Source organism: Loktanella sp. S4079, assembly GCF_000967725.1.
Taxonomy (GTDB): Bacteria; Pseudomonadota; Alphaproteobacteria; order Rhodobacterales; family Rhodobacteraceae; genus Yoonia.
In genome coordinates this window covers 346,835-371,636 of record NZ_JXYE01000003.1, presented here as the reverse complement: position 1 = coordinate 371,636, position 24,802 = coordinate 346,835, and the positions used below count along the sequence as shown (strand labels likewise).

Below are 24,802 nucleotides of genomic sequence, written 5' to 3'. Positions count from 1 at the left end.
TGTTGTTTGCAGTTACGCGTGTAGTGCTTCGGCCGCTTGCGGCAGGATATAGCGCATGCCCCGCATCGGTGGCGTGTTTGTTTTCAGCTTGCAGTCATAGGCATCTGACAGCGCCTGATCGTTCAGGACCTCATGGACCGGACCTTGGGCGATTGCCTTACCACGGGCCACGATGGTGACTGCATCCGCTACCATCGCCGTGAGGTTCAGGTCGTGCATGACGGCGATCACACCTCCACCGCGTTTGGCGTAGTCTTGCAGGCAGCGCATGATCAATAGCTGATGCCCGATGTCCAAGCTGGCAACGGGTTCATCCAGCAGCAGCCAACGTGGCTGACCATCGACCACAGGTTCCCAGACTTGGCACAAAACCCGCGCCAGATGGGCGCGTTGCTGTTCCCCGCCAGAAAGCTCCTGAAAAAAGCGGTCCTCGTAGCCAGATAGACCGACCCGTGCCAGAGCCTGCGATGCCAGCGCATCCTTGTTGCCGTGCACCCCAGACGTCAGCCCCATGCGCACCACTTCGATCACGGTGAATGGAAAGGCGAGCGTCGCCGCCTGCGGCAAGACCCCCCGCACGGCGGCCAGTTCCCACGATTTGTAGTCGCGGATCTGTTTCCCGTTGACGGTGATTGTCCCTGTCCACGGAATTTCGTCGGTAATTGCCCGTAACAAAGTCGTCTTTCCCGATCCGTTCGGCCCAACGATTGCTGTGACCTTTCCCGGCTCGGCAGCAAAGTTGATGCCATGCAAAATGGCGGCTTTACCAATTTTGACTTTGATGTCTTTTGCTTCGATCATGATTAGAACTCCGCCATGCCGCGTCGACGCAGAAGGATCCATAGGAACACCGGTGATCCCAAAACTGCGGTAACGATGCCAATTGGCAATTCAGCTGGTGCAATGATTAATCGGCTGATGATGTCTGCCGCTAGCAACAGCGTCGCCCCCAAGAGCGCAGCATTTGGCAAGAGCGTATCGTGATCCGGCCCTGTCGCGAGGCGTAGCAAATGTGGCACCACGATCCCGATAAAGCCGATCCCGCCCGAAACAGCGACAGCCGCGCCAGTCGCGGCTGCCACAATCATAATTGCTGCCGATTTGAGTCGCTGTACGGGGATACCAAGGTGCGCTGCCGTTGCCTCGCCCAGAGCAAGCCCGTTGAGTCCTTGCCCCAAAAATAATGATGCGATCAGGGCCAAGCCGATCAGCGGGCCCGCCACGAGGACTTTGGTCCATGTTGCCCCGGCAAGTGATCCCATCCCCCAAAAGGTCAGGTCACGCAGTTGCTGATCATCGGCCATATAGACCAAAATTCCGGATACTGCCCCGGCAAGCGCGCCAAGCGCGATCCCCGCCAAGAGCATGGTCGCGACCGATGTCTGCCCCCGTCGGGTCGAAACGCGGTAGAGGATAATCGTCGAGAGCCAGCCCCCAAAGAACGCAGAGAACGACACGAGGTAATACCCAGCAGCGTCTTGGAGCCAGAGCGGAAGGAACGCCCCCAAAACGATGGCGACAATCGCGCCCAATCCTGCACCCGCGCCAACGCCAACCAAGCCGGGGTCGGCCAGTGGGTTCCGAAATAGCCCCTGCATCACTGTGCCCGACACCGCCAAAGATGCGCCAACCGTCATTCCCAAAATGAGGCGCGGCAACCGGATATCCCAAAGCACAACCCGCTCCATTGTGGTGAGCTCTTCGCCAGTAAATAGTTTAGCCAATGCCCCCCAAAGCGAGGTACCTGTCGGGCCAGTCGCAAGGCTAAGGATCGCGGTCATGGCCAGCAAAAGGGCCAGCCAAATATGCGCACGGCGGGCTTTGGCCCGCCGATTTTCACGCTGAACTGGAATTGTGAGATTGTCAGCAACAGCCATTTTACTCTCCGTAGAGCGCGGCGCTCAGTTCGAGGACGGCATCTGCGGTGCGAGGTCCAAAGCCCAGCATGTAAAGGCCGTTCATCCGCACAACTGACCCCGTTTCAGCAGCAGGGGTTGTGACAATTGCGGGCATCGCCAGCAGTTCTGAATTGTCAGCGCCATGATCGCCACCGCGATCCATCATCAAGATCACATCTGGCGCGGCCACACTGATCGCTTCGTCGCTGAGTTGCTTGTAGCCTTCGAATTCAGTGATCGCGTTGACGGCGCCTGACATCGCAATAATGCTGTCAGCCGCTGTGTTCGAACCCGACGCCATGATGCGACCACCCTGGGTGCTGAGAATGAACATCACGCGTTTGGGTGTGTCGCCTGCGCGCGCAGCGGCGGTTTCCTGTGCTGTCAGCAGTTTTGCATCAACATCATTTGCCAATGCGTCCGCTTCTTGCTCGGCGCCAACAGCGACGCCAACCGCGCGGATTTTAGCAACAATTCCCTCGTGCGAGAATTCATCCGCGATCATGACCATCGGAATATCCGCCTCTTTCAAGACGTCAATTGTTTCGGGGGGGCCTGCACCGTCTTCTGATACGATCAAGCCCGGAGATACCGACAGTACACCTTCGGGGGATAGCGCCCGCATGTAGCCGACATCAGGCAAATCGTTGGCTTGCTCTGGGAAGCTTGAGGTTGTGTCGCGCGCGATCAGCGCGTCGCCTTTGCCAATGGCGTAGATGATTTCAGTGATCGAACCACCGATCGAAACGATGCGTTGTTCGTCTTGGGCCGTTGCGATGGTCGGCGCAGCGAGAGCCAGGGCCGCAATCGCGGCAGCTTTGATATGAAGACGCATTATACGGTCTCCTCTTGCTTGAGGTCAGGCAGTGATTTGACCAGTTCATCCCACGCGGGGCGGTGGTTGTTGCTTGGTTTGCCGACGCCAAAGATCTGAAAGATGTTGCCGCCTTCTGCGTCGAATGCCTCGATGGAAATTGCGGGGCCGCGCTGGGTTGGTTTTTCAACAGCCCAGACTTCGGCGATGTGATCCGCGCGCAGGTGCATATTGAAGCGAGGGTCCATCACGTTTTGCCAAGGTCCCATAGGGCGCAGGTTTTTGATTGGACCACTGTGGATCTGAATGCAGCCGCGGTTGCCGGTAAAGATCATGATCTCGATGTCTTGTGCCGCAGCAGCCTCGAGCGCTTGGTTCACGGCCTCAATCGCGAGCGGACGGACAAAGGGGGCGCCAACGATGCGATATGCGCCCAGACGGTTCATCTTGAGCTTGCTCGTTAGGCGCATGAATTGGTGAGTATCCGTCATGCGGGCCCATTCTTTGCGCAGAATGTCCAGCTTTTGAGGCTCGGCCTTGGGGGCTTCTGTCGGTACGCGTTGCGTCGTTTCAATGGTCTGGCTCTGATCTTCGCTTGCGATGGTATCGCGGGCGTCTTCCCAGATTGCGTGGCTTTCGGGATTGCGCAGAAAGATTTTGTGCACCGCGTCACCGGCGGCATCAAAAACCTGAATGCTGCGACGCATTGATTCGTCTGTCCGCTTTTCGAACAAGAATGCGTGTTTCCAGTGCGCAGGAAAAATTCTGAGGTCGATGTCATCGGCCAAAACCATCGACGCATGCGGCCCAGAACGATAGTTTTCGTAGACGCCGACTTTTTCGTTTACGCAGCTTTCGTTGCGGGTCAGAGCCATCACTTCGCCCAACTTCTGCGCGAGTCCCATAACGGTGTCGGGATGGGCGTCAATCCGGGTGGCACCTTGTCCGCAATATGCAGCAATGATTTCGCCCTCGCTGATGCCCAACTTATGCGCGAGGTCGCGTTCCCTCGTCTTAGGATTTTCAGCGTGTTGAGTCCGAATCTCTTCGGGTGTCATTAGGGTTGTATTGGCCATGCGTCACCTTGCTTAGCTGCAATTTCAGTGGGTTATGGCTGGGCTGGGAATGCAAAATCCGCCTGGCTGTGGGGACGGGAAAATGCCCCCGAATTATTCTTGACAGAATTAGTATGGTTTAATAGCGAGTCGCCGAGAGATGCAAATATAATTCGCACCTCGGGACAAAAAACATGCGCCGCCAGCCCACAAAGCAAGCTTCCGCAGTCGTCAGCTTCAAGGGAAATGAAATGGCAAAAGTACAAGTAAAATCAACGTTGTTAAGCACCACCAGCCTCGTGTTCGGAATGCTGGTCGGGCAGGCTGCTGTGGCGCAAGACGATGCATTTCTAGGCACGATTCAACTGGGCGAAAGCAAACGTGAAGTGCAAACAGATACAGCAGTGCCTGTCACTGTGGTTGATCAAGAGGAAATCAATGACCGTCAAGCGGGTACGATTGCGCAGTTGGTAGATTCAGTTCCCGGGGTTTCGCTCATTAACGGATCGCGCGCGCAGGGATCGGGTATCAATATTCGGGGCTATGGTGCTAATGCGACGTTCGGGACAGACCAAAAGGTCGCAATCATGGTTGATGGTGCGTCTGTCGGATCGCAGGAATTGTATCGTATCGGTACGCAGCTGTTTACTGACCCAGAACTATACAAATCAGTAAGCGTCATCCGTGGCACGGTGGGAACCTTTGCGCTGGGGTCCGGTATCGTTGGCGGTGCGGTGTTGCTTGATACCAAAGACGCCTCGGACTTTACCGGTGGCGAAGTTGGCTTCGGCGCGCGTCAGACGTTACAATACTCGTCGAACGGCGATGGTTTGGTGAGTTCAACAATTCTGGCGTGGCAACCGACCGAGAACGTCGAATTCTTGGGTAACTATACGCTCCGTAAGCTAGGTACACAGACGGATGGCGATGGTGCGGAAATTATGCCAGAGGCCGGGTCCACTGAAGAACCGTCGGGTCTGTTTAAGGGGCGTTTCTCATTTGGTGAATCAAATGAACATGCCGTTACGCTATCATACAGCGAGACCACCGCTGAAGCCCTTAACGTTCCTTACGATACGTTCTCTGGTAACCCGTCATTTGGCTACGCCAATAGAGAAATTTACACCGAGGCGTCAGCGCTAACGTACGAATACAATCCGCTAGACAACGCGCTAGTCGACCTCGAAGTTCTATTGACGTATTCCGATCAAGACATCCAAAGCGAATATGTGTCTGGTGCTCCATTTGTCATTGACTTGCTCAACGCAGACCATCGGTATGAAGAAACCAAACTGAAGGTTTCAAACACGAGCATTTTTGGTTCGGGTGCAGTTGAGCATAACCTGCAAGCCGGCCTGGAGTTGATTAAGACTGAACGTCGTACAGCATCTTCCGCACCAGGTGGAACCGAAGACGTGGTGGCGCTTTTCGTTGTTGATGACATCAATATCGGTGACAATCTGACGATTACCCCAGCATTGCGTGCTGAGACCTCTCATATCGTTGCGGATCAGGCGTTTCTTGATCAACAACTCGCAACATACCCTGATTGGGACACCGGTCCATACGATAACGAGGCTGTAATGGGCGGGCTGTCTGCACGCTACGCATTCGACAATGGTTGGGGTGTTTTCGGTAGCGCTGCATATACTGAAAACCTGCCAATCATTGATGACTTGGAGAATCCAAGAGGCAACACCTCAGATTATCCAATTTACATTTATCAAAGCGAAAAATCAGAAACCTTTGAACTTGGTGCATCATTTGACAGCATGGATGTCATTTCCGATGGAGATAGTTTGGCATTCAAGGCGACAGCTTATCAGACGACGCTTTGGGATGTGACTTCATACTCTGGCATCGAGCGCGTTGAAACGAAAGGGCTCGAAATCGAGGCGTCCTATTCAATGAGCAACGGATTCTATGTCGATGCCAATGCAAATATCGTTGAAGGTGAACCGTTTGGTGCAAGCCCAGAGACGATCTGGCGTGGAACCCCCGCAGATGGGATCAATTTGACAGTAGGTAAGAAGTTCGACGAAGTTCTGGACCTGAGTTTCGAAACGATCGCCTCCGCTAAACTGGATGAAACCGACAGCTACGTCATAAACAACCTTCGTGCGACCTACACGCCACAGAACGGCATCTTGAACGGTACTGAGGTTCGGGTCGGGATCGAGAACGCTTTCGACGTCGCATATCAATCACGACTGTCATCAAACCCAGCTCCCGGTCGGGACATTAAACTCACCCTAGCAAGGACTTTCTGATCATGCGTATCAGCACACTTTGGCACATTGCCATCGTCCTTTCTGTCGCGGCACCCGCCGCGGCAGAAGAAGTGGCGAATGAACAAAAAATCAGCGTTGAACTGAACACTGCACAAACCACCGACACAGCGTGTCGGTTGTCGTTTTTAATTCAGAACGATCATGCGGCGGATATTGATCGGGCGGCATATGAGGCTGTTTTGTTCAACGCTGAGGGCGGGGTTCAGCAATTGACACTGCTTGATTTTGGTGCGCTGCCTGCTGGCCGGGCGCGCGTCCGTCAGTTTGAATTTGCCGGCATGGCCTGTTCGGGGTTGAGTAGCATTTTGATTAACGGCGCGAGCACCTGCGAGGCCGAAGGGCTCGGGGCAGATGTCTGCGCCACCACGCTGGAGCTATCCAGCCGTACAGAGATTGGATTATTAGGCTAATGGATATCGAGACGCTCATTTCTCCGCTGCGGGGGATTGTCGAAACAGGCGGGCCCGTTGTTGCTATCTTGTTGGCGTGTTCCGTTCTGGCGGCCACAGTTGCGCTGTATAAGCTGTGGCAGTTCTATCGAGCAGGTGTTGGACGCCATGTTGTTTTGCGACAGTCCGTGCAGCTTTGGGATCAGCATAAACCGGACGCGGCGATCGAGGCGCTGTCCCGCAGCAAGAGCTATCTCGCGCCTGTCGTGCGAACCGGATATTTTGTGCGCGACACAGCACCTGCCGACCTATCTGCCCGCCTTGAGGCGGAAGCCGAGGCGCGATTTCTGAAACTGGAACGTGGATTCCGTTTGCTGGACAACATCGCGCAGCTTGCGCCTTTGTTGGGTTTGTTCGGCACGGTTCTGGGAATGATCTCGGCGTTCCAATCTTTGCAAGATGCGGGCAATCAGGTCGATCCTTCGATCTTGGCGGGTGGTATCTGGGTTGCGTTGATGACTACGGCTGTAGGTTTGGCTGTTGCGATGCCGACCTCTCTCGTTTTGTCTTGGTTTGAGCAACGCATGGATTCCGAGCGTGTCTTTGCAGGGCAATTGATCCAAGCCGTCGTCGCCCCAAGCGAAAGCTGGAGCGAAACGCAGCCAAAATCCAATGCAGCGTAAACGGCGCAAAAATCGGCTTTCGATGACATCCTTGATTGATGTCATCTTTTTGCTGTTGCTCTTCTTTATGCTGACGTCGACTTTTTCAAAGTTCTCAGAGGTTCCACTACCTGTGGGGACGGCAGGAGAGGTCGGTTCGCAGGCAACCCCAATGTTTTTGCGCGTAACCCAAGATGACATCACCCTGAACGGCAAGTCTGTGGCGCTCGAAGGATTGACCGCTGAACTGGCGGGTGCGGCTGATGCCCCAGTGTCCGCCATTGTCGGGCTTGGCCCCGAGGTGACCGCACAGCGCCTGACTGATGTGCTTGCGGTGGTGAAATCGATACCGCATCTGACCTTGAATGTATTGGTGCCCACATGAAGCCCAAACGCAGAAAATCCAAAGGCGAACCGACGATTGCATTGATCAACGTGGTCTTTTTGATGCTTATCTTCTTTTTGATCGCAGGGACCCTTGCGCCGCCGTTAGACCCAGATCTTACGCTGGTGAACACGCGTGAACTTGATAGTACGGCCCCGCCTGAGGGGCTGGTGATCAACGCCGATGGCAGTCTGCAAGCTGACGGGAACCCAATTGCGTCAGCCGAAGAATATTATGCCACCCACACCACAGATGTCGTGCGGGTTATTCCCGATCAGGCCTTGCCCGCAAAAACGTTGTTGCAGATCGGTGCTGCCTTGCGAGAGGCCGGTGCTGAATCTGTGTTGATTGCGACGGAGCGATCGATCCAATGATTGCAGAATCTTATATCGCAAAGCTCTGTGCCGTCGTCCTTGCCGTGATGTTGCACGTGGCTGTGTTTTGGCGGCCTGCAACGCCCCCGCCACCAGTGATGATTGCGGCGGCTGGGGCACAGGTCGAGGCAAAAATGGGGTCTTCCTTTGCTGATATGGCGGTTGGGGTGATGACACCAACATCCGCCGCGCCAGCACCTGTGGCACCGCCGACACCAGCCACCGCGATGCCTGTGACGGCTGTGGGCGTGAACCCTGTTGTCGCCGTTCAGGCCGAACCTGCACAGGTGGTGGAAACACCTGAGGCACCCCCGCCTGTCGCCGCAGCCCCCGTGGTTCAACCTGCCGCACCTGTTGCCCCAGCGCCGGCGCCGGTCACGCCAACTGAACCTGTTGAGGCAGAGGTCGTAGACAACGCGCCAACCTCATCAATTCGCCCCACCGCGCGACCACGTAATCTAGCGCGGCAAACGACACCGGTACAGGAACGCGGGAACGCGAACCGACAAGCAACAGCAGGTTCGAACAATCGGCAGACAGCTTCAACCCAAGTTCAATCGGGATCACGGGCATCGTCGGGCGATGCAGCACCCGCAAGCAACGCTGCTGTTACGAACTACCCGGGACAGGTCATGCGTCGTCTGTCTCGCGCACGCCGCCCACGCACGCGTGACCAAGGCGCTGCACTGGTCGCATTTCAAATCAGCGCGAACGGCGGCTTGGCCTCAGCAAGGATCGCGCGCAGCTCTGGCAGTAGTGAGATTGACCAAATGGCAATCCAATTGGTCAACCGCGCCAGCCCATTCCCAGCACCGCCCCCCGGCGCACGAACCCAGTTCCAAATCGAAATTACAACGCGATAAGGCGCGACAAATGGTGACCCCGGCAGGATTCGAACCTGCAACCTGCCCCTTAGGAGGGGGCTGCTCTATCCAGTTGAGCCACGGGGCCAGCGGGTTTGATCAATGCCTGCCTTTGTTCTTCTGGTCAACGGGCCAAAGGGTCGTTAACAATAACGGACGCAAAGACAGGATCTATTCGTGACCAGCCGAACAAAACGACCATTGACATTGCGCGACGTATCCGAGGCCTCGGGTGTGAGCGAGATGACCGTGAGCCGCGTGTTGCGCAACAAGGGTGATGTGAGCGCGGCGACCCGCGAAAAAGTTCAAGATGCCGCCAAACGGCTTGGCTACGTACCCAACAAGATCGCAGGTGCGCTTGCTTCTCAGCGGGTGAACCTTGTGGCGGTGATCATCCCATCCCTTGGAAATATGGTGTTTCCAGAGGTTTTGTCCGGTATTTCTGAGGTTCTTGAGGATACCGCGCTTCAGCCTGTTGTTGGGGTGACGGACTATTTGCCTGAGAAGGAAGAAAAGGTTCTGTTCGAGATGCTGTCATGGCGTCCGTCGGGTGTGATCATCGCGGGGCTTGAGCATTCCGAAGCATCGCGCGCCATGTTGCAACAATCGGGAATCCCGGTTGTTGAGATCATGGACGTCGATGGGGATCCGGTTGATGCCTGCGTTGGTATCTCGCATCGTCGTGCAGGGCGGGTCATGGCGGAAGAGATCATTGCGGCGGGATATCGCCGTATTGGTTTCATGGGAACCAAGATGCCGTTGGATCACCGCGCGCGCAAAAGGTTTGAAGGGTTCACCAGAACGCTTGCGCAGTCGGGTATCGAAATCGCTGATCAGGAATTCTACTCGGGGGGGTCTGCTCTTGCCAAGGGGCGCGAAATGACCGCCAAGATGATCGAGCGCACGCCAGATTTGGATTTTCTCTATTTTTCAAACGATATGATTGGGGCCGGTGGCCTTTTGTATCTGCTGGAAAAAGGTATCGACGTGCCCGGGCAGATCGGTTTGGCGGCGTTTAACGGTGTTGAGTTGCTGGATGGTTTGCCGATTCAACTGGCAACAATGGATGCTTGCCGCCGTGAAATTGGCACCAAGGCTGCCCAGATCATCGCAGATTTTCACAGTGGTGCAGACCAGACTGAAAACAAGTTGATCACGCTCAGCCCGAAGCTGGCGCTTGGTGATACTCTGCGTCGCCGCTGAGGTGCCGTGCTTCACAGCACAGAAGTTACGCTTCAATTTGGGCTGAAACGCGGTAGTGGTGGGATAGCTATAACTGTCTGACTGATAGGTTTGCCATGACACCGGAACTCGAACTTGCAAATCGCACGGCTTTGCCAGACCCGCTGCGGGTTTTGATCAAAGAGTTTCCGCGCGAGCAGTGGAAGACAAATCCAAACTATTCGCAGTTGATCGCTTTTTGGTTAGATCGGCATCTGATGTTTCGTCGGTTGATGGGGCAGTTGAATGACGACCTCGAACAGGTCATGGATCGCAATATGGACCCCGACAACTACAAGCGCAGCCTGTCGCGGTTTGGCGGAATGTTGATCAATCAACTCCATGGCCATCACCAGATTGAGGATGCGCAATACTTCCCAGTCATGGCGAAATTGGACAAACGTGTTTCACATGGCTTTGATCTGTTGGATTCAGATCATCATGCGATGGACGGTTTGCTTGCTGGTTTGGCGGGTGGCGCAAATGATGTGCTGCAGTTTGATCCCGGTAAGAAGGCAAAGTTCAAGGATCGCTTGGGCGACCTTCACGGAATTTTGGATAGCTTTGGAACGATGCTTGATCGTCACTTGATTGACGAGGAAGAACTGGTTGTGCCGGTCTTGCTCAAATACGATCCAGAGCAGCTTCGCTAATGCAAAAAGGGCGCCACAATGAGCGCCCTTTGTTTTGGTGATGTCACGTAGGATTAGAGCCCGAGTTTTGAGTTCTTATCGTACAAGACAGTCACGTTGTTCATGCGCGCTTCGATTCCCAAGAAGGCAAAGAAGACACGCTGCCGAGTTGCAGGATCAAGTTCTTCACCTGCTTGCGCCTGAGCAAGGATCGGTTGAATGGCTTCCCATTCTTCGACAGCGTATTGCAGTCCTTCCTCGATGCGTGGGGTCGGTGGTGGGCGCACGCCCACGCTTTCCAACCCATTGCGCAGCGCCGAGAGCGTATCGCTAAACAGCTTGGAATTGCGGGCAAGGTCAGCTTGGGCTTGCTCAACATTGATGCCAGAGGCGATCAGGCAAACGTCTTTGGACATCTGTGCCGCCAGTGTGCGCTGTCGCCCGGAGAGGTCGATCAGCAGCGCGTCAGCGTGAAGCAGTGCAACCGGGTCAGCGTATTGGCCGGTGATTTCACTGACCAAAATGTTCGCGGTTTCAAGCAAAGGTTCACTTTGATCAGCGAGCGATTTGATCTGATCGTTATCATCGGCTGCAACTGCAGTGTCGGTGGCCTGAGCAAGCAGTGGGCCCCATTCGTCATTCAGCGTCTGGATCACCTGAAGCGTTCTTGCGCGGGTTTCTTCGCCCAAGACGCCCATACGCCTGTTCCCCTTTAGCAGTGCGTCACTGATAACGGTGAACTGTTCCGCAGAAATCTGCAAAACGGCTTGGCTTTCGCGGACTGTAATCCCCGAGTTGAGGTTACAGGCTGATGCGATGGTTCGCTGGCTTAGAGTCGAAAGTTGACCTGCGATGTTGATCCGTTCGCTTGCGCCAACGTCGGTTGCGATGTTCTGGGCAGAGACACCCGTTGCAGCGCAAAAGCCAATCGCGGCGACCGAGGCAACTCTCGTCAGTCCAGATAGTGAGAACCGCCGAGATGCTGCCAACTTAGTCTTTGGATTTGTTTTGTGTGACATATCGTTTCCTTTATCGTTCCCGACTCAAGCGCTGGCTATGACAATCGTTTACTCTTGCGTGTGTCGCTAGGTGAACTTTGGTCTGTTGCTTGTACTTGATGTGGGTCCGTTGGTCAGTGGCCGGGCAAGTTACGCTGGTGACTTGATCCAGACTTCGACACGGCGGTTGATGCGACGGCCTTCTTGGTTCGCGTTGCAACCAGAAGGGGCGATTTCGCCATATCCAACCGAAGAAACTGTGATACCATTCAACCGATTACCTGCGAAGGAAACCAGGTCCTGCGCGACTTGTTGTGCACGTTGCTCTGACAAAGAGCGGTTGCCGTCAAACTGTCCAACATCATCTGTGAAACCAACCATCAGCACTTCTGTGCCGGCGGGCTGTGTCTCAAGATATTCAACCAGACGATCCCGGTCGATCCGGCCGCGTTCGTCCAACTGGGCAGAACCAGTGCGGAAACGGAATGTTGTGGACAAGCGGTCATAGTCGACCATTTGACCTAGCATCTGACGCATGAAGCCAGCTTCGTAGGCGTCTGCGGCTGGGTCCAGCAGGCTACGTGCGCGCCCGCTCTCGAGTGACTGTTCACGACGATCAACGGCGAACCCGATAAAGCCAGCTTTACCAATCAGGCTGTCAGCGTCGTTGGATTTCGCAAAATCAACCAACGCGCGGGTCTGATCCGATGCTGTGTCTTCGCGTGTGTACAGGTATAGGCGGCGTTGCAGCGCGTATTCCTCGGTCCGGGCCGAGAATGCGTCTGGGGTCATCGTGATCCCGCATTCGTTCACAAGGCTGACCGCGTTAGCGCCACGCTGGAATGAATAGCCGACCACGCCAATCGCGCCTTCGGTTGCGTTCACAAGTTGCGAAGCCTCGCTGCCAGATGTCGCGATTTGGGCGTTTGATGCCAGCGATGCAGCTGTATCGCCAAAGATACGATCTTCAAAAACGGCACGTGTCCCGGAATCTTCGGACTGCGTTACAACCGTGATAGGCAGGTTCGGGCCACCGATTTCAGACCAGTTGCTGATTTGCCCGGAATAGATGGAGCGGACCTCTTCGGTGGTCAGCGTTTCAATTGGGTTTTCAGCATTCGTGATGATGACCAGACTGTCGATCGCGACGATGTGTTCTTGGTTGGGATCAACCATGTTGCCGCCACCCGCATCGCGTAAGCTGCGCGCCTCGTCAGGAACGATACGGCGGGAAGACATGGCAATTTCAGCGTCGCCAGACAGAAGCTGTTGGAAACCGTCGCTTGAACCCGTGGATGAGACAAGGAAAGAAACCAGATCATCGCCGAAACCTTGATCAGCGGTCAGCGTTGCGATGAGTTCGCCGTTTTGACCCGTGTTACCCAAGGATGCGGCCGCGTCCATTGCGCCTGCGTAACCCTCTAGCAGAAGTGGCATCAAACCTGAGCCCACGACATCCGACCCCCCAATCGTGATGTCTGTTTCTACGGTATCGAAAGATGGGCAAGACGCCCCAGAACAGCTAACCCGGCTAGCTGCAACGCGAAGCTCACCCAAAGCGGTCGCAATGATGTATGCGTTGTCTTGGAAATCAATAAATTCACCGGTCATATTCACCGTGCCATCGCCAGACGACAGGGTGACCTCACCCGCGTACGACAAATCTGCGATGGTCAAACTGCTAGCAAGGGCAACCAACCCGAGCGCAGTGTTCTTTCGCTTACTCAACATTAAATACTCTCCTCCCCCAGGTACTCACCAAATCAACGGCTAAAATTTGTCGCTTCTCAAGTTGTCCCCAGGATTATGTGTCTACGTAGCAAAGCATTTACTGGGCGAATTGTGCGCAAATTGCGGCAAATCTTTTCCAAACTAGAGGAAATGAAGTTTAAACGCCTAAAAACGTCAACTTTTTGGATCAAATCCGGGGCGCAAGCGGTCCCGGCACGCGAGGTATGTGCAGTTTTCCGCCGATCAGTCAGAGTGATTCGTGCGACCTAACGTCGCGTCAACATTAGACCATTTTAATAACGTCTTTGTCGATCGCGAGCATGTAACCTTTGCGTGCGATATTCTTGACCAAGAGTTCACTGATCATCTGATTGCCAAGGGTATCGCGAAGGCGTTTGATACGTGTTGCGCCTGCAGCTTCTTCGCAGTCGCTGCTGTTGCGGCCAGAAATGACACCTTCGATTTCGGCGCCAGACAGCACCTCGTCATCCATCCGCGCCTCGGCGAGAACAGAAAGCGTTTCAATTGCGGCTTCGGTTAATTTGAACTCAAAGTTGTTTAGATACACCGCCTTTTGGTCGCGGCTGATAATCAGCGAGTTTACCTCGATGCCTTGGCGTTCGATCTGTCCCATGCGCCGGTTCAAAGCGATCAGCATGACAAGGAACGCAACAGCTGCAATCAACAGAGCTGTTGCAAAGACCAGTAATACGAAAATGACAAAACGGTATGATGACAAGGTATCGGAAAACGCGGTCCCTGACTGGGCCAGAATTTCCAGCAGCTTGATCTCTGCATTTCCGGTCAATGTGTCGTTTTCAACGAATAGTCGCTCCACACGCATATTGAATGCGTTCGCGTCGGGCAGGTTGATAAACAACAATACGGCGGCAACGGCCAAGATCACGACAATCGCAGCTATGCCAGCGACGACGATCTTGTTTCCGATTTCACGTGCCTCAGTAGCGGAGGAAGTATTCACCAGCGCTATTCCTTCTTTCTTCTAATCCAGAGCCGTCAAAAACCCCAAGAATATTCAACAACTGCCAGCCGTCGCGTTGCAGTGCAGGGCGTAGCTGGCTTTCTGCTGTGTCTACCTGACATTCACCGCGTACCTCAGTCACACCATAGTGAAGCCGCAGCGGATTGTCCTGCTTTGCCTTATAGTCGGCATAGCAATCCGCCTGCGCTGCGCTAGCGGTCGCACAGAGGACCATGAAGATTAGAAAAAGATGTTTCATGGTTCCACAAGACCTGAAAGCGCGATGATATTCAATAACCACGCATGTTATTGCGTGCGCCATTCTATATCCAAGATGTGTTATTGTTTGGCGGCAAAGCTTTGCCCGAGTTTCGTTTCATCAGCGTCATCCGATCATTTCGGCGCAACAGATGAAAGGAAAGCACATGTACAAAACATTTATTGCAGGGCTCACTGCTATTTCGATGAGCTTGGTCAGCGCGACGCCTGCCCATGCAAACGGATTTGATCGCGAAGACGCGGGCAAATTGATCATTGGGCTTGCTGCGATTGCCGCGTTGAATGCAGCGTTAGAAAACCGCAACCGCCGCTCCTCTGAGCAAGCCAGCGACCGTGCCGCGCGTCACCCGCAAGGCTGGACTGGGCATCGAGACCGGCGAAATGCTCTGCCTTCCCAGTGTTTGCGCGAAATCGAAACACGCTATGGCCAGCACAGGATGCTGATGCGTCGCTGCCTCGAGCGCAACAATGTCCAGCTGAGCCGTCTACCAAACCGTTGCGAGGTGCGTTTGTTCACAATTGATGGGCCGCGCAATGGCTATGACCCGGCATGTATGCGCCAAGAAGGGTTTCGGATTGATCGGCGTCACTAAAATCGCCGACGTCAGGCGCAGCACAAATCCCCAGATGTTGCGCCAACTGGGGCAAGGGAACGATATGGCTCTTGCCCCCTTTTGAGCTTGATCCGTGCGTTTTGTTCTGTTCTGTGAACTTATGACAAAACCTGATTACTCTTATGAACTTGCCGCGTTGGATCGTGGTTTTTCCTATGTTTCTGGCGTTGACGAGGTCGGGCGCGGGCCGCTTGCGGGGCCTGTTGTCGCGGCGGCCGTCGTGCTGGACGCAAGCCGTATCCCAAGCGGCTTGAACGATAGTAAGAAACTCTCTGCCAAGAAACGCGATGCGCTATACGATGAAATTTTCGCAACTGCGGATGTGTCGTTGGCGCAAGCGACCGTTGCCGAGATTGATGAACATAACATTCTGCGCGCTAGTCATATCGCAATGGTACGCGCGATCGATGGGCTAAAGCGCCCGACAGATTACGCGCTGATCGACGGCAACATGACCCCCAGAGGGTTAACCGTAAAGAGTGAGACACTCGTCAAAGGCGATGGGCGCAGCCTGTCGATTGCTGCGGCCTCTATCATCGCCAAAGTGTGGCGTGACCGACACATGGTGGATTTGGCGCAACAGTATCCCGGTTATGGGTGGGAGAAAAATGCAGGTTACCCCACTGCGGCGCATAAATCGGGCTTAGAAAACCTTGGTGTTACCCCACACCATAGACGTTCGTTCAAACCGGTGCACAATATCTTGTATCAAGAGTAAAACGTAAGTCATTGATTCAATAAAACTTTTGACAGTGAATCCCGTCTGACTCAAACTAGGGGCAACCAAAGAGCGGAAAAACCGCCGGGTGTATGAGGCAGAAAATGACGATTAAAACAAAGACAAAAGGGGCTTCCGAGCTCCCTCTGAACACGATTCTTGATGGTGACTGCATCGAGCGCATGAACAGCATGCCAGCAGGTTCTGTTGACCTGATCTTTGCGGATCCCCCCTACAACTTGCAGCTAAAAGGTGACCTGCACCGTCCGGACAACTCTAAGGTTGATGCCGTTGATGACGCGTGGGATCAGTTCGATAGCTTCAGAGCATATGACCGCTTTACACACGAATGGCTCAAGGCGGCACGTCGTCTGCTTAAGCCAAATGGCGCAATCTGGATTATTGGTAGCTACCACAATGTTTTCCGCATGGGTGCAGAGCTGCAAAACCAAGGTTTCTGGATCCTGAACGACGTTGTTTGGCGTAAATCCAACCCAATGCCGAACTTCCGTGGTAAACGCCTGACCAATGCGCACGAGACGCTGATCTGGGCATCCAAAGAAGAAGCCAGCAAATACACATTCAACTACGAAGCCCTCAAGGCCCTGAACGAAGGCGTTCAAATGCGGTCTGACTGGGTTCTGCCGATTTGCACAGGCCACGAACGCCTGAAGAATGACTCCGGTGAAAAGGCGCACCCAACGCAAAAACCACAGTCGCTGCTGCACCGCGTATTGGTTGCGACAACGAACCCAGGTGATGTTGTGCTTGACCCATTCTTTGGCACGGGTACCACAGGCGCTGTTGCCAAGATGCTGGGCCGTAACTTTATCGGTATTGAGCGCGAAGAAGCATACCGTAAGGTCGCGACAAAGCGTATCGCCAATACCCGTAAATTCGATAGCGAAGCGCTTGAGGTTTCGACATCGAAACGTGCAGAGCCTCGCGTCGCATTCGGCGTATTGGTCGAGCGTGGCCTGCTGCGCCCCGGTGAAGAGCTGTGGTCGCAGAACGGTCGCCACAAGGCCAAGGTCCGTGCAGACGGCACGCTGGTTGGTGATGACATCAAAGGATCGATCCATCAGGTCGGTGCCCATCTGGAAGGCGCACCAAGCTGTAACGGCTGGACCTATTGGCAATTCAAACGTGACGGACAAAAGGTTCCGATTGACCTGCTGCGTCAGCAGATCCGTTCAGAGATGGCGAAGCACTGACGCAGGCTTAACTGCGTCACATTCCCAAAGTTGATACCGCCGGTGATCGCGGAGAACCCTTCCATGGTGGCAGGGACCGCGATTACTAACTCTGCCCGCCGTCTTCGTACGGCGGGTTTTTTTGTATAACTGGCGCCTCGACAATGCCGTATTTCGTAGCAAATATCGGCCGCAACCAGCCGGCCCGGCCCGACATTGGGCCGCTCATTTAACGAAAGATAGTTATGCCAGCGACGATCTATTATGATGGCGAGTGTCCGTTTTGCTCGCAATATGTTGCACTAGTTCGACTGAGAGAGGCGGTCGGCGCCGTCGAACTGGTCGATTTGCGCGAAGTTCCTGACATGCGTCAGGAATTGACGAGCGAAGGTTTTGACTTGGATCAAGGCATGGTCGTGGACCTGGATGGACGTCGCGTTGGAGGCAACGAAGCGGTCAATTTGCTCGCTAAACTGTCATCAAATTCAGGTTTTTTTAATCGCGTTCATCGTCTTGTGTTTGGGCAACATCTAGTAACAAAAATTATATATCCGATTTTGCGGATGGGGCGTTGGCTGACGTTATTTTTGCTCGGACGGCGGGTAATTAACGACGACAACTCAAATGCAGAACAACGCCAAGTGCTGTTCGCGGCACTCTTTGCTCTATTTTCAATCTTTCACGTGTTTAGCAATATGTTTGAATATGGTGAGGGCTTTACCAACATAGACATTTGGGGAATTTTTGTTGCTGCGTTGTTATTGCTCATGCGGCCAGCTTCACCACAGCGTCTATTCTGGCTTGTAGTGATCAGCAGTGTAAGCACTGTGATCCAAGCTCCTGTTCAGTCAAACCATACGATGCTTAGGACCATGGTGTTAGTCGGTTACTGGCTTTCTTTCATCTACGCGGCAGTACGGGCGCGACCCATTAGCGAGATATTTGGAAATTTTGTCCTTTCTGGGCGTGGCGCGTTATTGGTCATGTATTTTTATGGAATTTTCCACAAAATTAACACCGGCTTTCTTGATCCTGAAGTGAGTTGCGCTGTTGCTTTGTGGAATGAAATGCTGCCTCCGATAAATCAGTTGCAAGGGCAATTTGTTCACTACGGAGCAATCTACGGCACTTTTGTTATCGAGGGAATTTTGGTCATTGCTCTTTTGTACAAAAGAACCCGCCATCTCGGTATGATCGGAGGAATGGCCTTCCATATGTTGCTCACGTTTAGCAACTTTTCGGCCTATATTTCATTTACGACGCTTACGATTTCTTTGCATGTATTGTATCTTAGCGGCGCGCAACTTGATCGTATCAACGAAAGTTCGCAAATGGTTTGGATTGCTAGATCGGTCCGGCGACCGACCTTTATCTTTACATTTGTGACCCTCATTTCCGTCGGAGCTTTCTACATGCTTCTTCGGCAATACAACGTTGCAAGCCTATGCTTGTTGCCGCTTGTATGCGTTGTTTGTGCGCTGATTTTGATTCACGGTCGCTTCCGTAGCGAAGATCGCAGTGACGCTTTCAGTTATCCTGCGATTTTGATCGGTTGCTTTGTTACTTTGCTTTACTTTGTGAATGGGGCGATGCCTTATCTCGGAGTTAAAACAGCGCAAAGTGTTGCGATGTTTTCAAACCTTAGAATTGAGGGTGGTCAGAGTAACCATCTTATATTTTCAGGAGCAGATCGGCCGGTACCCTATGTGGCGCAAATAGCAACCATCGACGAGGCTGCGAATGACCCATCGCTGAACAGCATGAAAGAGCGACAAATCGGTTTTGTGTATTATGATCTCCTAAGCTATCTAGATAAAAATAGAGATACGGTGATCAGTTTTTCGGTGAACGGCCAGAAATACGAAGACGTTGGATACCTGGAATTACGAGAAGAAATCGAGACGACACTACATTCGCGCTTTGTGCGAAAATGGCTGCATTTTCGTACTGTGGATGTCGGAGCAGTACAGCGTTGCTATTAATAGGCTTTACCGCGGCAATGGATTGGTCGCTGATTTATACGGCGCCCAGTCTTCGATTTCTGGGTAGTACATTGTTCGCCATTGATGGACGCGGGGGTGCATCACCTTTCGCCAGATAGATGGGACCAGCGCGGCCATCGTCATGACTGGGTACCCAAACGGAAGCTGCGGTGCCTCGTCGTCGGTGTAGTTTTGCAATAGCGGGAAGCGCCGGTCGGGTTTGTAGTGGTGGTCTGAATGGCGCTGTAGGTTGATCAGCAACCAGTTTGACGCTTTGTGCGCCGCGTTCCATGAATGGCGCGGTTTCACATGTTCGTATTTGCCGTCGCCCAGATGTTTACGCGTCAGCGCGTAATGTTCGACGTAGTTCACCAGCTCTAGCTGGAACACGGCCCAAAATGCTTGGGTGGCGAAAAGGAACACACCCCACCATCCGGCGATTGCGAATGACAAAATCGCAAATCCTGCCTCAAGCGCCCAATACCGCCAAAACGGGTTAGATTTATGATGCCAAGGTAGCTTTTTACGCGCGAGCATCGCTTTTTCGGCGAGAAAGGATGATTTCAGGCTTTGCCAGAGTACACGTGGAAAGAAGTGATAAAAGCTTTCACCATAGCGTGCTGATACCGGGTCGCGGGGTGTACCCACATAGCGGTGATGGACCAACAGGTGCTCTGACCGGAAATGTCCATATAGGACTGACGCGAGCAGGATATCACCCAACCAGCGTTCGAACTTGGGCTTTTGGTGCATCAATTCGTGGCTATAGTTTATGCCAATCGTGCCCGACAAAATCCCAAAGGCCGCAAACAGCGCCCATTGCTCGACCCAATGCAGATGCCCTGATTGCGTGACATAGATCATCAGCCCAAAAATAGTGATTAGCTGAACTGGAACCCAGATCAGCGTGATCAACCGATACCAAAATAGATCCTGATCCTCGGTTTCCGGGTCTTGGTTGTCTAGGTTAAGCCCGAGCAAGAAATCTAAAAACGTAAAGAGATACCACGTCGACAGCGGAAGCAGCGCAATCATCCAGCCGCCGAATTGGGCAGCAATAATTGCGATTGGAATCAACCCGAGCGACATCCAAAATGGAAGGGCGGCACTGATACGTTTAATCTGCATGGCGACCTCTAAGTTGCTGAAACCCTAGGCCTAGTGTCTTGGTTGCTCAAGTGTTGCGTAGCGTAGAATGCGCAAGGTCGAACACTTTGCGCATGGCCGTTGGCAAGGCGGAGGGTTGAAAGTCGGTGTGCGGTATGAATGCGCCCGTGGTTGGTTGCGCGTCCATCTGGACCTGTGCTGTCATGATTTTCAGCCTTAGGTGAAAATGCGTAAATGTGTGTCGTGCTTCTTCGTTTAGGGGCTGCCACTCTGCCTCAATGGGCGGGTTAGGCACCGGTGCATCGCCCCAGTCCGATCCGGGCCAGCCGAGCATTCCGCCAAGCAGCCCGCTCTCTGGGCGCGTTTCAAGAAGCCATGCCCCATCACTGCGCCGGGCTACGTAAACGATGCCGAACCGGGTTGGTGTTTTCTTTTTGGGGGTTTTCTTGGGTAACTCTGTGGCAGTTCCAGCAATCCGCGCGTCACACGGGTCCCTCCAAGGGCAAATGCCGCATGCCGGGTTCTTTGGCGTACAGATTGTTGCGCCCAGATCCATGACGGCTTGGGCGTAATCGCCGGGGCGTTGCGCCGGGGTTAGAGCGCGTGCCTTTTCGGTTAGCGCAGGTTTTGACCCCGGAAGCGGATCATGAATGTCGTGCAGCCGGGCCATGACACGTTCGACGTTCCCATCTACCACTGTTTCGGGCAGATCAAAGGCGATTGATGCGATTGCGGCCGCGGTGTAGGGGCCGATGCCAGGTAATTTTAGCAGTGTCTTGTAATCGTTGGGAAAAATGCCATCATGGTTATCCACCACTGCGCGCGCACATTTCAGCAAGTTCCGCGCGCGGGCATAATACCCCAACCCCGCCCAAGCAGCCATAACATCGGCGTCCTCGGCTGCGGCCAGATCGAAAACTGTCGGCCATAAGGACATGAATTTGTTATGATATTCACGCACTGCGGCGACGGTTGTCTGCTGCAACATGACCTCTGACATCCAGACAGCATAGGGGTTTGGCGCAACGCCTGCTTTGCGTTGGTCAGGCGGCACGCGCCACGGCATGGTCCGCGCATTGGCGTCATACCACTCCAAAAGCTGTAAACTTAGGTCACGCAATGGTTATATACCTTTCACATTACGGGCGCTGACTTGGCGCACCCGCTCACATACAGTAGAGCTTAGTTATGAAACAACCACGCCATACTGGCACCACGCGCGGATTTTCTCGTGCGGCGACGTTGATGCAAACCCGCATTCGCACAGCAAGCGAAGAGCGAGGCTTTGCTGTGACGCGGTTGCTGACGCATTGGTCCGAGGTCGTCGGTGAGGCGACCGCCAGTATCGCGACGCCAGTGAATGTCAGCTATGGTAAGGGTGGCATGGGTGCGACCCTGACTTTGCTGACCACCGGGGCGCAGGCACCGATGCTGGAAATGCAAAAAGAGCAGATCCGCGAAAAGGTAAACGCCTGCTACGGCTATCGCGCGATTGCACGTGTCCGGGTCACGCAAACTGCACCCACTGGATTTTCCGAAGGGCGGGTTGCCTTTGCGCCTGCCCCCAAGACCCGAAAAACGCCGAGCGCAGCCGCGCAATCCGAAGCGCAAGCCATGGCAGAAAGCGTTCAAAGCGACGAATTGCGGGCCGCACTTGCGGCGCTGGGCGCAAACGTCTTAACCAAACAAAAACTCTGATCAGAGGTGACTATGAAACGTAGAACTTTGTTAGCGACTGGCGGTGCCGCCGTTTTGACTATGGGCGCGGGCCTTGGGCTTTTGCCGCGCAATCAACAGACGGGGCTGTTGCCCGGCGCAGCAAATGCACAAGAAGCCACTGGTGAGCTTCCTGAAGTGATTGAAATGGTTGTTGGCAACCCACTGGCCAAAGTCGAAGTGATTGAATACGCCTCATTCACCTGCCCGCATTGTGCCAGCTTTAACGCCAACCAGCACAAGCTGCTCAAGGAAAACTATATCGACACGAATCTGATCCGCTTTGTCTATCGCGAAGTGTATTTTGACCGCCCTGGCTTGTGGGCGTCTATGATCGCACGTTGCACAGATAACACCGAGTTCTTCTTTGCATTCTCTGACCTGCTCTACCAACAGCAACGTGAATGGCTGGCAAGCGGTGATCCAGCGACAATTATCCAAGACCTGCGTCGTTTGGGTAAAACTGCGGGTCTGGATGATGCGGCGCTTGATGCATGCCTAAGCGACGCAGCAAAGGCCGAAGCGCTGTATACTTGGTATCAAGACAACGCTGAACGTGACGGTATCAACTCAACACCAAGCTTCATGATCGACGGCGAAAAGTATTCGAACATGAACTACGATGAATTCGCTGCAATTCTGGATGAAAAGCTGGGCTAAGCGCAGTTTTATATCTTATTCTGGCGGGCCTTTTGGTCCGCCTTTTTTTATAGCCCGAGCCGTTCAAGTAACGCGTCGATCGGTGTCCAATCCTGAATTTGCAATCGAACTGGGAGCGTGAGGACTTTCATTCGAAAACTATCGGGCAGACGCACCGCGTCCTTTTCAGTTGTCACGAGCTGTGCCTTGCGCGTCTGCGCCTCGATTTCGAGGCGTTTCATTAACGCATCAGTAAGCGGCTGATGATCCGCGAGTGCCTCAGCACGCACAACATTTGCACCCATTTCGCGGAGCGTCATAAAGAACTTTTCTGGATGGCCGATCCCTGCAAAGGCAAGCAAATTCAGGCTTTGCCATGGCATTCCAGTCGGAAGCGGGTCGAGCTGCCCAGTCACATGTGGGACATCGAATTTCCAGTCGGTGGCAAAATTGTCTTGTGCTTTAGCCGGGCCAATCGACAGCACCAAATCAGCGCGCGCCAAGCCGACGGGAACAGTTTCACGTAGTGGGCCAGCAGGGATGACCCGACCGTTGCCAAAGCCACGCATCGCATCAACGACAACGATCGACACGTCTTTGGCGACAGTAGGGTTTTGAAACCCATCGTCCAATAGGATGACGTCTGCCCCAGCGTCTTGGGCGGCTTGCACGCCCTTGGCGCGGTCTTTTGCGACCCAGGTAGGGGCAAAAGCCGCCAGCAAGAGCGGCTCATCCCCTGTGTCAGCGGCAGAGTGATTGCGTTCGTCGACTTGGATCGGACCAGCGAGGTTCCCGCCATACCCGCGCGAGACAACATGCGGCGTGCGGCCGCGCTGCTTGAGCCGTTCGATCAGCGCGATGGTGGTTGGTGTTTTCCCTGTACCACCAGCGTTGAGGTTCCCGATACAAATCACGGGGATATTTGCGGTGATTGCGGGGGCTTGTTTGACACGCCGTGCCGTCAAGCCAGCATAGATCGCGGCAAGCGGGGCCAGTATCCGCGCCAAAGGCGCGGGGTGTTGGGGTGGTGTGAACCAAAACAGCGGTGCGCGCATCTAATGCCCCAGTTCTTCGAGCCGCAGCCTGATATAGTCGGCGATCCGATTGCTCACGGTTGCCCCGCGAGAGGTCACATCCCAAGCGGCGTGCGCCAGCTCTGCTGTTTTATCCACGGCAAGCAAGATTTCGATAATCGCGCCCAGATCACTGCTGGACCGGATGAGCCGCGAAGCGCTCGCCGCGTTTAACCGTGCTGCATGCCGCTGAAACGGGGCGACCAGCGGCCCATACAAAACAGCAGAGCCAAGGGCGGTCGCCTCAAATGGATCCCGGCAGCCACCTCCACGTAATGTGCCACCGATAAAGGTAATCGGCGAAATTCGGTACCACAGCCCCAAATCATCATCGGTGTCGATAACATAGACTTGGGTCAGTTCAGTTGGTGTCGGTTCTTCGGACCGAAGCGTCACGTAGAACCCTTTTTCACGCATTTTTTCGGCGAATGCTGGCGCGTCCTTTAGGTCGCGGGGGATCATGATAAAGAGCAACCGATGCGCGCGCCGGCTGGCCTGTTCGTGAGCGCGGCTGAGGTCATTGAGTTCTGCTAGATGCGCCGCCGCCGCCAGCCATGTCGGACGCGTCCCAATCGCGTTGGCGATTTCTTGGCGTTCTTCTTCGTCGCAGGGCAGGGGCGGGGGGCAGTCCTCCATCGCGCCTGATACGATGATGGCCTCTTGCGGGGCGCCTGCACGCGATAGTCGGTCGGCCGCGTTTTTGTCGAGAGCGAGGATCGCTTCGAACTGCGAGAGCAGCGAGCGCATAGCGCCGGGCACCCAGCCGCCTGTCGTTTGCTCTAGCCCGTCGCCATTGGCATCAACAAGAATGCTGTGCATCTCAGCGGCGCGCATTTCATCCATCAACAGTGCATCAAGGTCACCGCGTACCCAGATCCCCATCGTCGGCTTCCAATGGGCAATGAATTCGCGGATGTCTTGCTTTGTCCGCGGTTCTTGGAATGCTCGGTCACCGATGTCGTGGGTCCATTCGCGAATGGTCGCGATGATGGTGATTGGATCGCCATCGACGGTCACTTTGCGCCCAAGCGTTTCGATAGATGTAAGCTGGTCTGGGTGTGTACAACGCGCCCAAATCACAACGCCATCCGGGCGCTCAGGATAGGCCAGAATACGCGTCGGAAGGTCGGCCGATCCCCGGCTTGCCAAATAGGCCGCAATAGAGAGGGATCGCGCCATGATTAAC

26 protein-coding genes and 1 tRNA gene are annotated in these 24,802 nt (G+C 54.3%); 14 read left to right on the top strand and 13 right to left on the bottom strand.

Going from position 1 to position 24,802, the window contains the following annotated elements; all coding sequences use genetic code 11:
- Positions 1-12 precede the first annotated feature (12 nt).
- From TW80_RS11125 to TW80_RS11110, 4 genes are read right to left on the bottom strand one after another with little or no spacing between them, the layout of a single operon-like run.
- Positions 13-801, bottom strand: coding sequence for a heme ABC transporter ATP-binding protein (locus TW80_RS11125; RefSeq protein ID WP_045997463.1), 789 nt, complete (start codon positions 799-801; stop codon positions 13-15).
- Between the two features lie 2 nt (positions 802-803).
- The gene (locus tag TW80_RS11120; RefSeq protein ID WP_045997462.1) at positions 804-1,877 is read right to left on the bottom strand and encodes a FecCD family ABC transporter permease; all 1,074 of its coding nucleotides are present in this window, start codon (positions 1,875-1,877) and stop codon (positions 804-806) included.
- Position 1,878: 1 nt separating this feature from the next.
- Positions 1,879-2,733, bottom strand: a complete 855-nt coding sequence (locus tag TW80_RS11115; protein ID WP_045997461.1) for a heme/hemin ABC transporter substrate-binding protein — start codon at positions 2,731-2,733, stop codon at positions 1,879-1,881.
- On the bottom strand, positions 2,733-3,788 hold the full coding sequence (locus TW80_RS11110) for a hemin-degrading factor (RefSeq protein WP_045997460.1): 1,056 nt from the start codon (positions 3,786-3,788) through the stop codon (positions 2,733-2,735). The genes TW80_RS11115 and TW80_RS11110 overlap by 1 nt, the downstream gene beginning before the upstream one ends.
- A gap of 230 nt (positions 3,789-4,018) precedes the next feature.
- Here TW80_RS11110 and TW80_RS11105 point away from each other — a divergent pair, with 230 nt between their 5' ends.
- The 6 genes from TW80_RS11105 to TW80_RS11080 are packed head-to-tail and all read left to right on the top strand — an operon-like array spanning position 4,019 to position 8,731.
- Positions 4,019-6,037 (top strand): TonB-dependent receptor domain-containing protein, encoded by a 2,019-nt coding sequence (locus TW80_RS11105; RefSeq protein ID WP_045997651.1) that lies wholly within the window; start codon positions 4,019-4,021, stop codon positions 6,035-6,037.
- Positions 6,038-6,039: 2 nt separating this feature from the next.
- Positions 6,040-6,468, top strand: coding sequence for a hypothetical protein (locus TW80_RS11100; RefSeq protein ID WP_045997459.1), 429 nt, complete (start codon positions 6,040-6,042; stop codon positions 6,466-6,468).
- Entirely contained in the window at positions 6,468-7,130 is a 663-nt protein-coding gene (locus TW80_RS11095) for a MotA/TolQ/ExbB proton channel family protein (protein WP_045997458.1), read from the top strand. The genes TW80_RS11100 and TW80_RS11095 overlap by 1 nt, the downstream gene beginning before the upstream one ends.
- Positions 7,120-7,494 carry an ExbD/TolR family protein gene (locus TW80_RS11090; RefSeq protein WP_084625763.1) on the top strand — a complete coding sequence of 125 codons (375 nt, stop codon included), beginning with the start codon at positions 7,120-7,122 and terminating at the stop codon, positions 7,492-7,494. The genes TW80_RS11095 and TW80_RS11090 overlap by 11 nt, the downstream gene beginning before the upstream one ends.
- Positions 7,491-7,868 carry an ExbD/TolR family protein gene (locus TW80_RS11085; protein ID WP_045997457.1) on the top strand — a complete coding sequence of 126 codons (378 nt, stop codon included), beginning with the start codon at positions 7,491-7,493 and terminating at the stop codon, positions 7,866-7,868. The genes TW80_RS11090 and TW80_RS11085 overlap by 4 nt, the downstream gene beginning before the upstream one ends.
- Positions 7,865-8,731, top strand: a complete 867-nt coding sequence (locus tag TW80_RS11080; RefSeq protein ID WP_045997456.1) for an energy transducer TonB family protein — start codon at positions 7,865-7,867, stop codon at positions 8,729-8,731. The genes TW80_RS11085 and TW80_RS11080 overlap by 4 nt, the downstream gene beginning before the upstream one ends.
- Before the next feature lie 11 nt (positions 8,732-8,742).
- Here TW80_RS11080 and TW80_RS11075 read toward each other — a convergent pair.
- A tRNA-Arg gene (locus tag TW80_RS11075) sits at positions 8,743-8,819 on the bottom strand.
- Positions 8,820-8,908: 89 nt separating this feature from the next.
- Here TW80_RS11075 and TW80_RS11070 point away from each other — a divergent pair.
- Positions 8,909-9,934 (top strand): LacI family DNA-binding transcriptional regulator, encoded by a 1,026-nt coding sequence (locus TW80_RS11070; RefSeq protein ID WP_045997455.1) that lies wholly within the window; start codon positions 8,909-8,911, stop codon positions 9,932-9,934.
- Between the two features lie 95 nt (positions 9,935-10,029).
- Positions 10,030-10,605 (top strand): hemerythrin domain-containing protein, encoded by a 576-nt coding sequence (locus TW80_RS11065; RefSeq protein WP_045997454.1) that lies wholly within the window; start codon positions 10,030-10,032, stop codon positions 10,603-10,605.
- Positions 10,606-10,658: 53 nt separating this feature from the next.
- Here TW80_RS11065 and TW80_RS11060 read toward each other — a convergent pair whose 3' ends face one another.
- From TW80_RS11060 to TW80_RS11045, 4 genes are all read right to left on the bottom strand, one after another.
- The gene (locus tag TW80_RS11060; RefSeq protein ID WP_045997453.1) at positions 10,659-11,603 is read right to left on the bottom strand and encodes a type IV pili methyl-accepting chemotaxis transducer N-terminal domain-containing protein; all 945 of its coding nucleotides are present in this window, start codon (positions 11,601-11,603) and stop codon (positions 10,659-10,661) included.
- Between the two features lie 129 nt (positions 11,604-11,732).
- Entirely contained in the window at positions 11,733-13,313 is a 1,581-nt protein-coding gene (locus tag TW80_RS11055; RefSeq protein WP_084625762.1) for a phosphate ABC transporter substrate-binding/OmpA family protein, read from the bottom strand.
- 283 nt (positions 13,314-13,596) lie between these two features.
- Positions 13,597-14,295: a winged helix-turn-helix domain-containing protein gene (locus TW80_RS11050; RefSeq protein WP_204218493.1), complete on the bottom strand. Its 699-nt coding sequence runs from the start codon at positions 14,293-14,295 to the stop codon at positions 13,597-13,599.
- Complete coding sequence (locus TW80_RS11045) at positions 14,273-14,554, bottom strand: hypothetical protein (protein WP_045997648.1); 282 nt, start codon at positions 14,552-14,554, stop codon at positions 14,273-14,275. Before TW80_RS11045 ends, TW80_RS11050 begins: the two co-directional genes overlap by 23 nt.
- A gap of 166 nt (positions 14,555-14,720) precedes the next feature.
- On the opposite strand from TW80_RS11045, the gene TW80_RS17670 reads away from it, so the two are divergent.
- From TW80_RS17670 to TW80_RS17665, 4 genes are all read left to right on the top strand, one after another.
- The gene (locus tag TW80_RS17670) at positions 14,721-15,167 is read left to right on the top strand and encodes a hypothetical protein (RefSeq protein WP_052700963.1); all 447 of its coding nucleotides are present in this window, start codon (positions 14,721-14,723) and stop codon (positions 15,165-15,167) included.
- 121 nt (positions 15,168-15,288) lie between these two features.
- Positions 15,289-15,906, top strand: a complete 618-nt coding sequence (locus TW80_RS11035; protein ID WP_045997646.1) for a ribonuclease HII — start codon at positions 15,289-15,291, stop codon at positions 15,904-15,906.
- Between the two features lie 104 nt (positions 15,907-16,010).
- Entirely contained in the window at positions 16,011-17,120 is a 1,110-nt protein-coding gene (locus tag TW80_RS11030; protein ID WP_045997451.1) for a site-specific DNA-methyltransferase, read from the top strand.
- A 224-nt stretch (positions 17,121-17,344) separates the two neighbouring features.
- On the top strand, positions 17,345-19,081 hold the full coding sequence (locus TW80_RS17665; protein WP_052700962.1) for a DCC1-like thiol-disulfide oxidoreductase family protein: 1,737 nt from the start codon (positions 17,345-17,347) through the stop codon (positions 19,079-19,081).
- A 6-nt stretch (positions 19,082-19,087) separates the two neighbouring features.
- Here TW80_RS17665 and TW80_RS11020 read toward each other — a convergent pair whose 3' ends face one another.
- Together TW80_RS11020 and mutY are read right to left on the bottom strand one after the other, a co-directional pair.
- Positions 19,088-20,209, bottom strand: a complete 1,122-nt coding sequence (locus TW80_RS11020) for an alkane 1-monooxygenase (protein WP_045997450.1) — start codon at positions 20,207-20,209, stop codon at positions 19,088-19,090.
- A gap of 46 nt (positions 20,210-20,255) precedes the next feature.
- Positions 20,256-21,308, bottom strand: coding sequence for an A/G-specific adenine glycosylase (gene mutY, locus TW80_RS11015; protein WP_045997449.1), 1,053 nt, complete (start codon positions 21,306-21,308; stop codon positions 20,256-20,258).
- Positions 21,309-21,376: 68 nt separating this feature from the next.
- Between mutY and TW80_RS11010 the strand changes: the two genes are divergently transcribed.
- Together TW80_RS11010 and TW80_RS11005 are read left to right on the top strand one after the other, a co-directional pair.
- Positions 21,377-21,886, top strand: a complete 510-nt coding sequence (locus tag TW80_RS11010) for a DUF721 domain-containing protein (protein WP_045997448.1) — start codon at positions 21,377-21,379, stop codon at positions 21,884-21,886.
- A gap of 12 nt (positions 21,887-21,898) precedes the next feature.
- Entirely contained in the window at positions 21,899-22,564 is a 666-nt protein-coding gene (locus TW80_RS11005) for a DsbA family protein (protein ID WP_045997447.1), read from the top strand.
- Positions 22,565-22,611: 47 nt separating this feature from the next.
- Here the strand turns inward: TW80_RS11005 and lpxK are convergent, their stop codons facing one another.
- Entirely contained in the window at positions 22,612-23,598 is a 987-nt protein-coding gene (gene lpxK, locus TW80_RS11000) for a tetraacyldisaccharide 4'-kinase (RefSeq protein WP_045997446.1), read from the bottom strand.
- Entirely contained in the window at positions 23,599-24,795 is a 1,197-nt protein-coding gene (locus TW80_RS10995) for a 3-deoxy-D-manno-octulosonic acid transferase (protein ID WP_045997445.1), read from the bottom strand. It abuts the gene before it with no gap.
- Between the last annotated feature and the right edge of the window lie 7 nt (positions 24,796-24,802).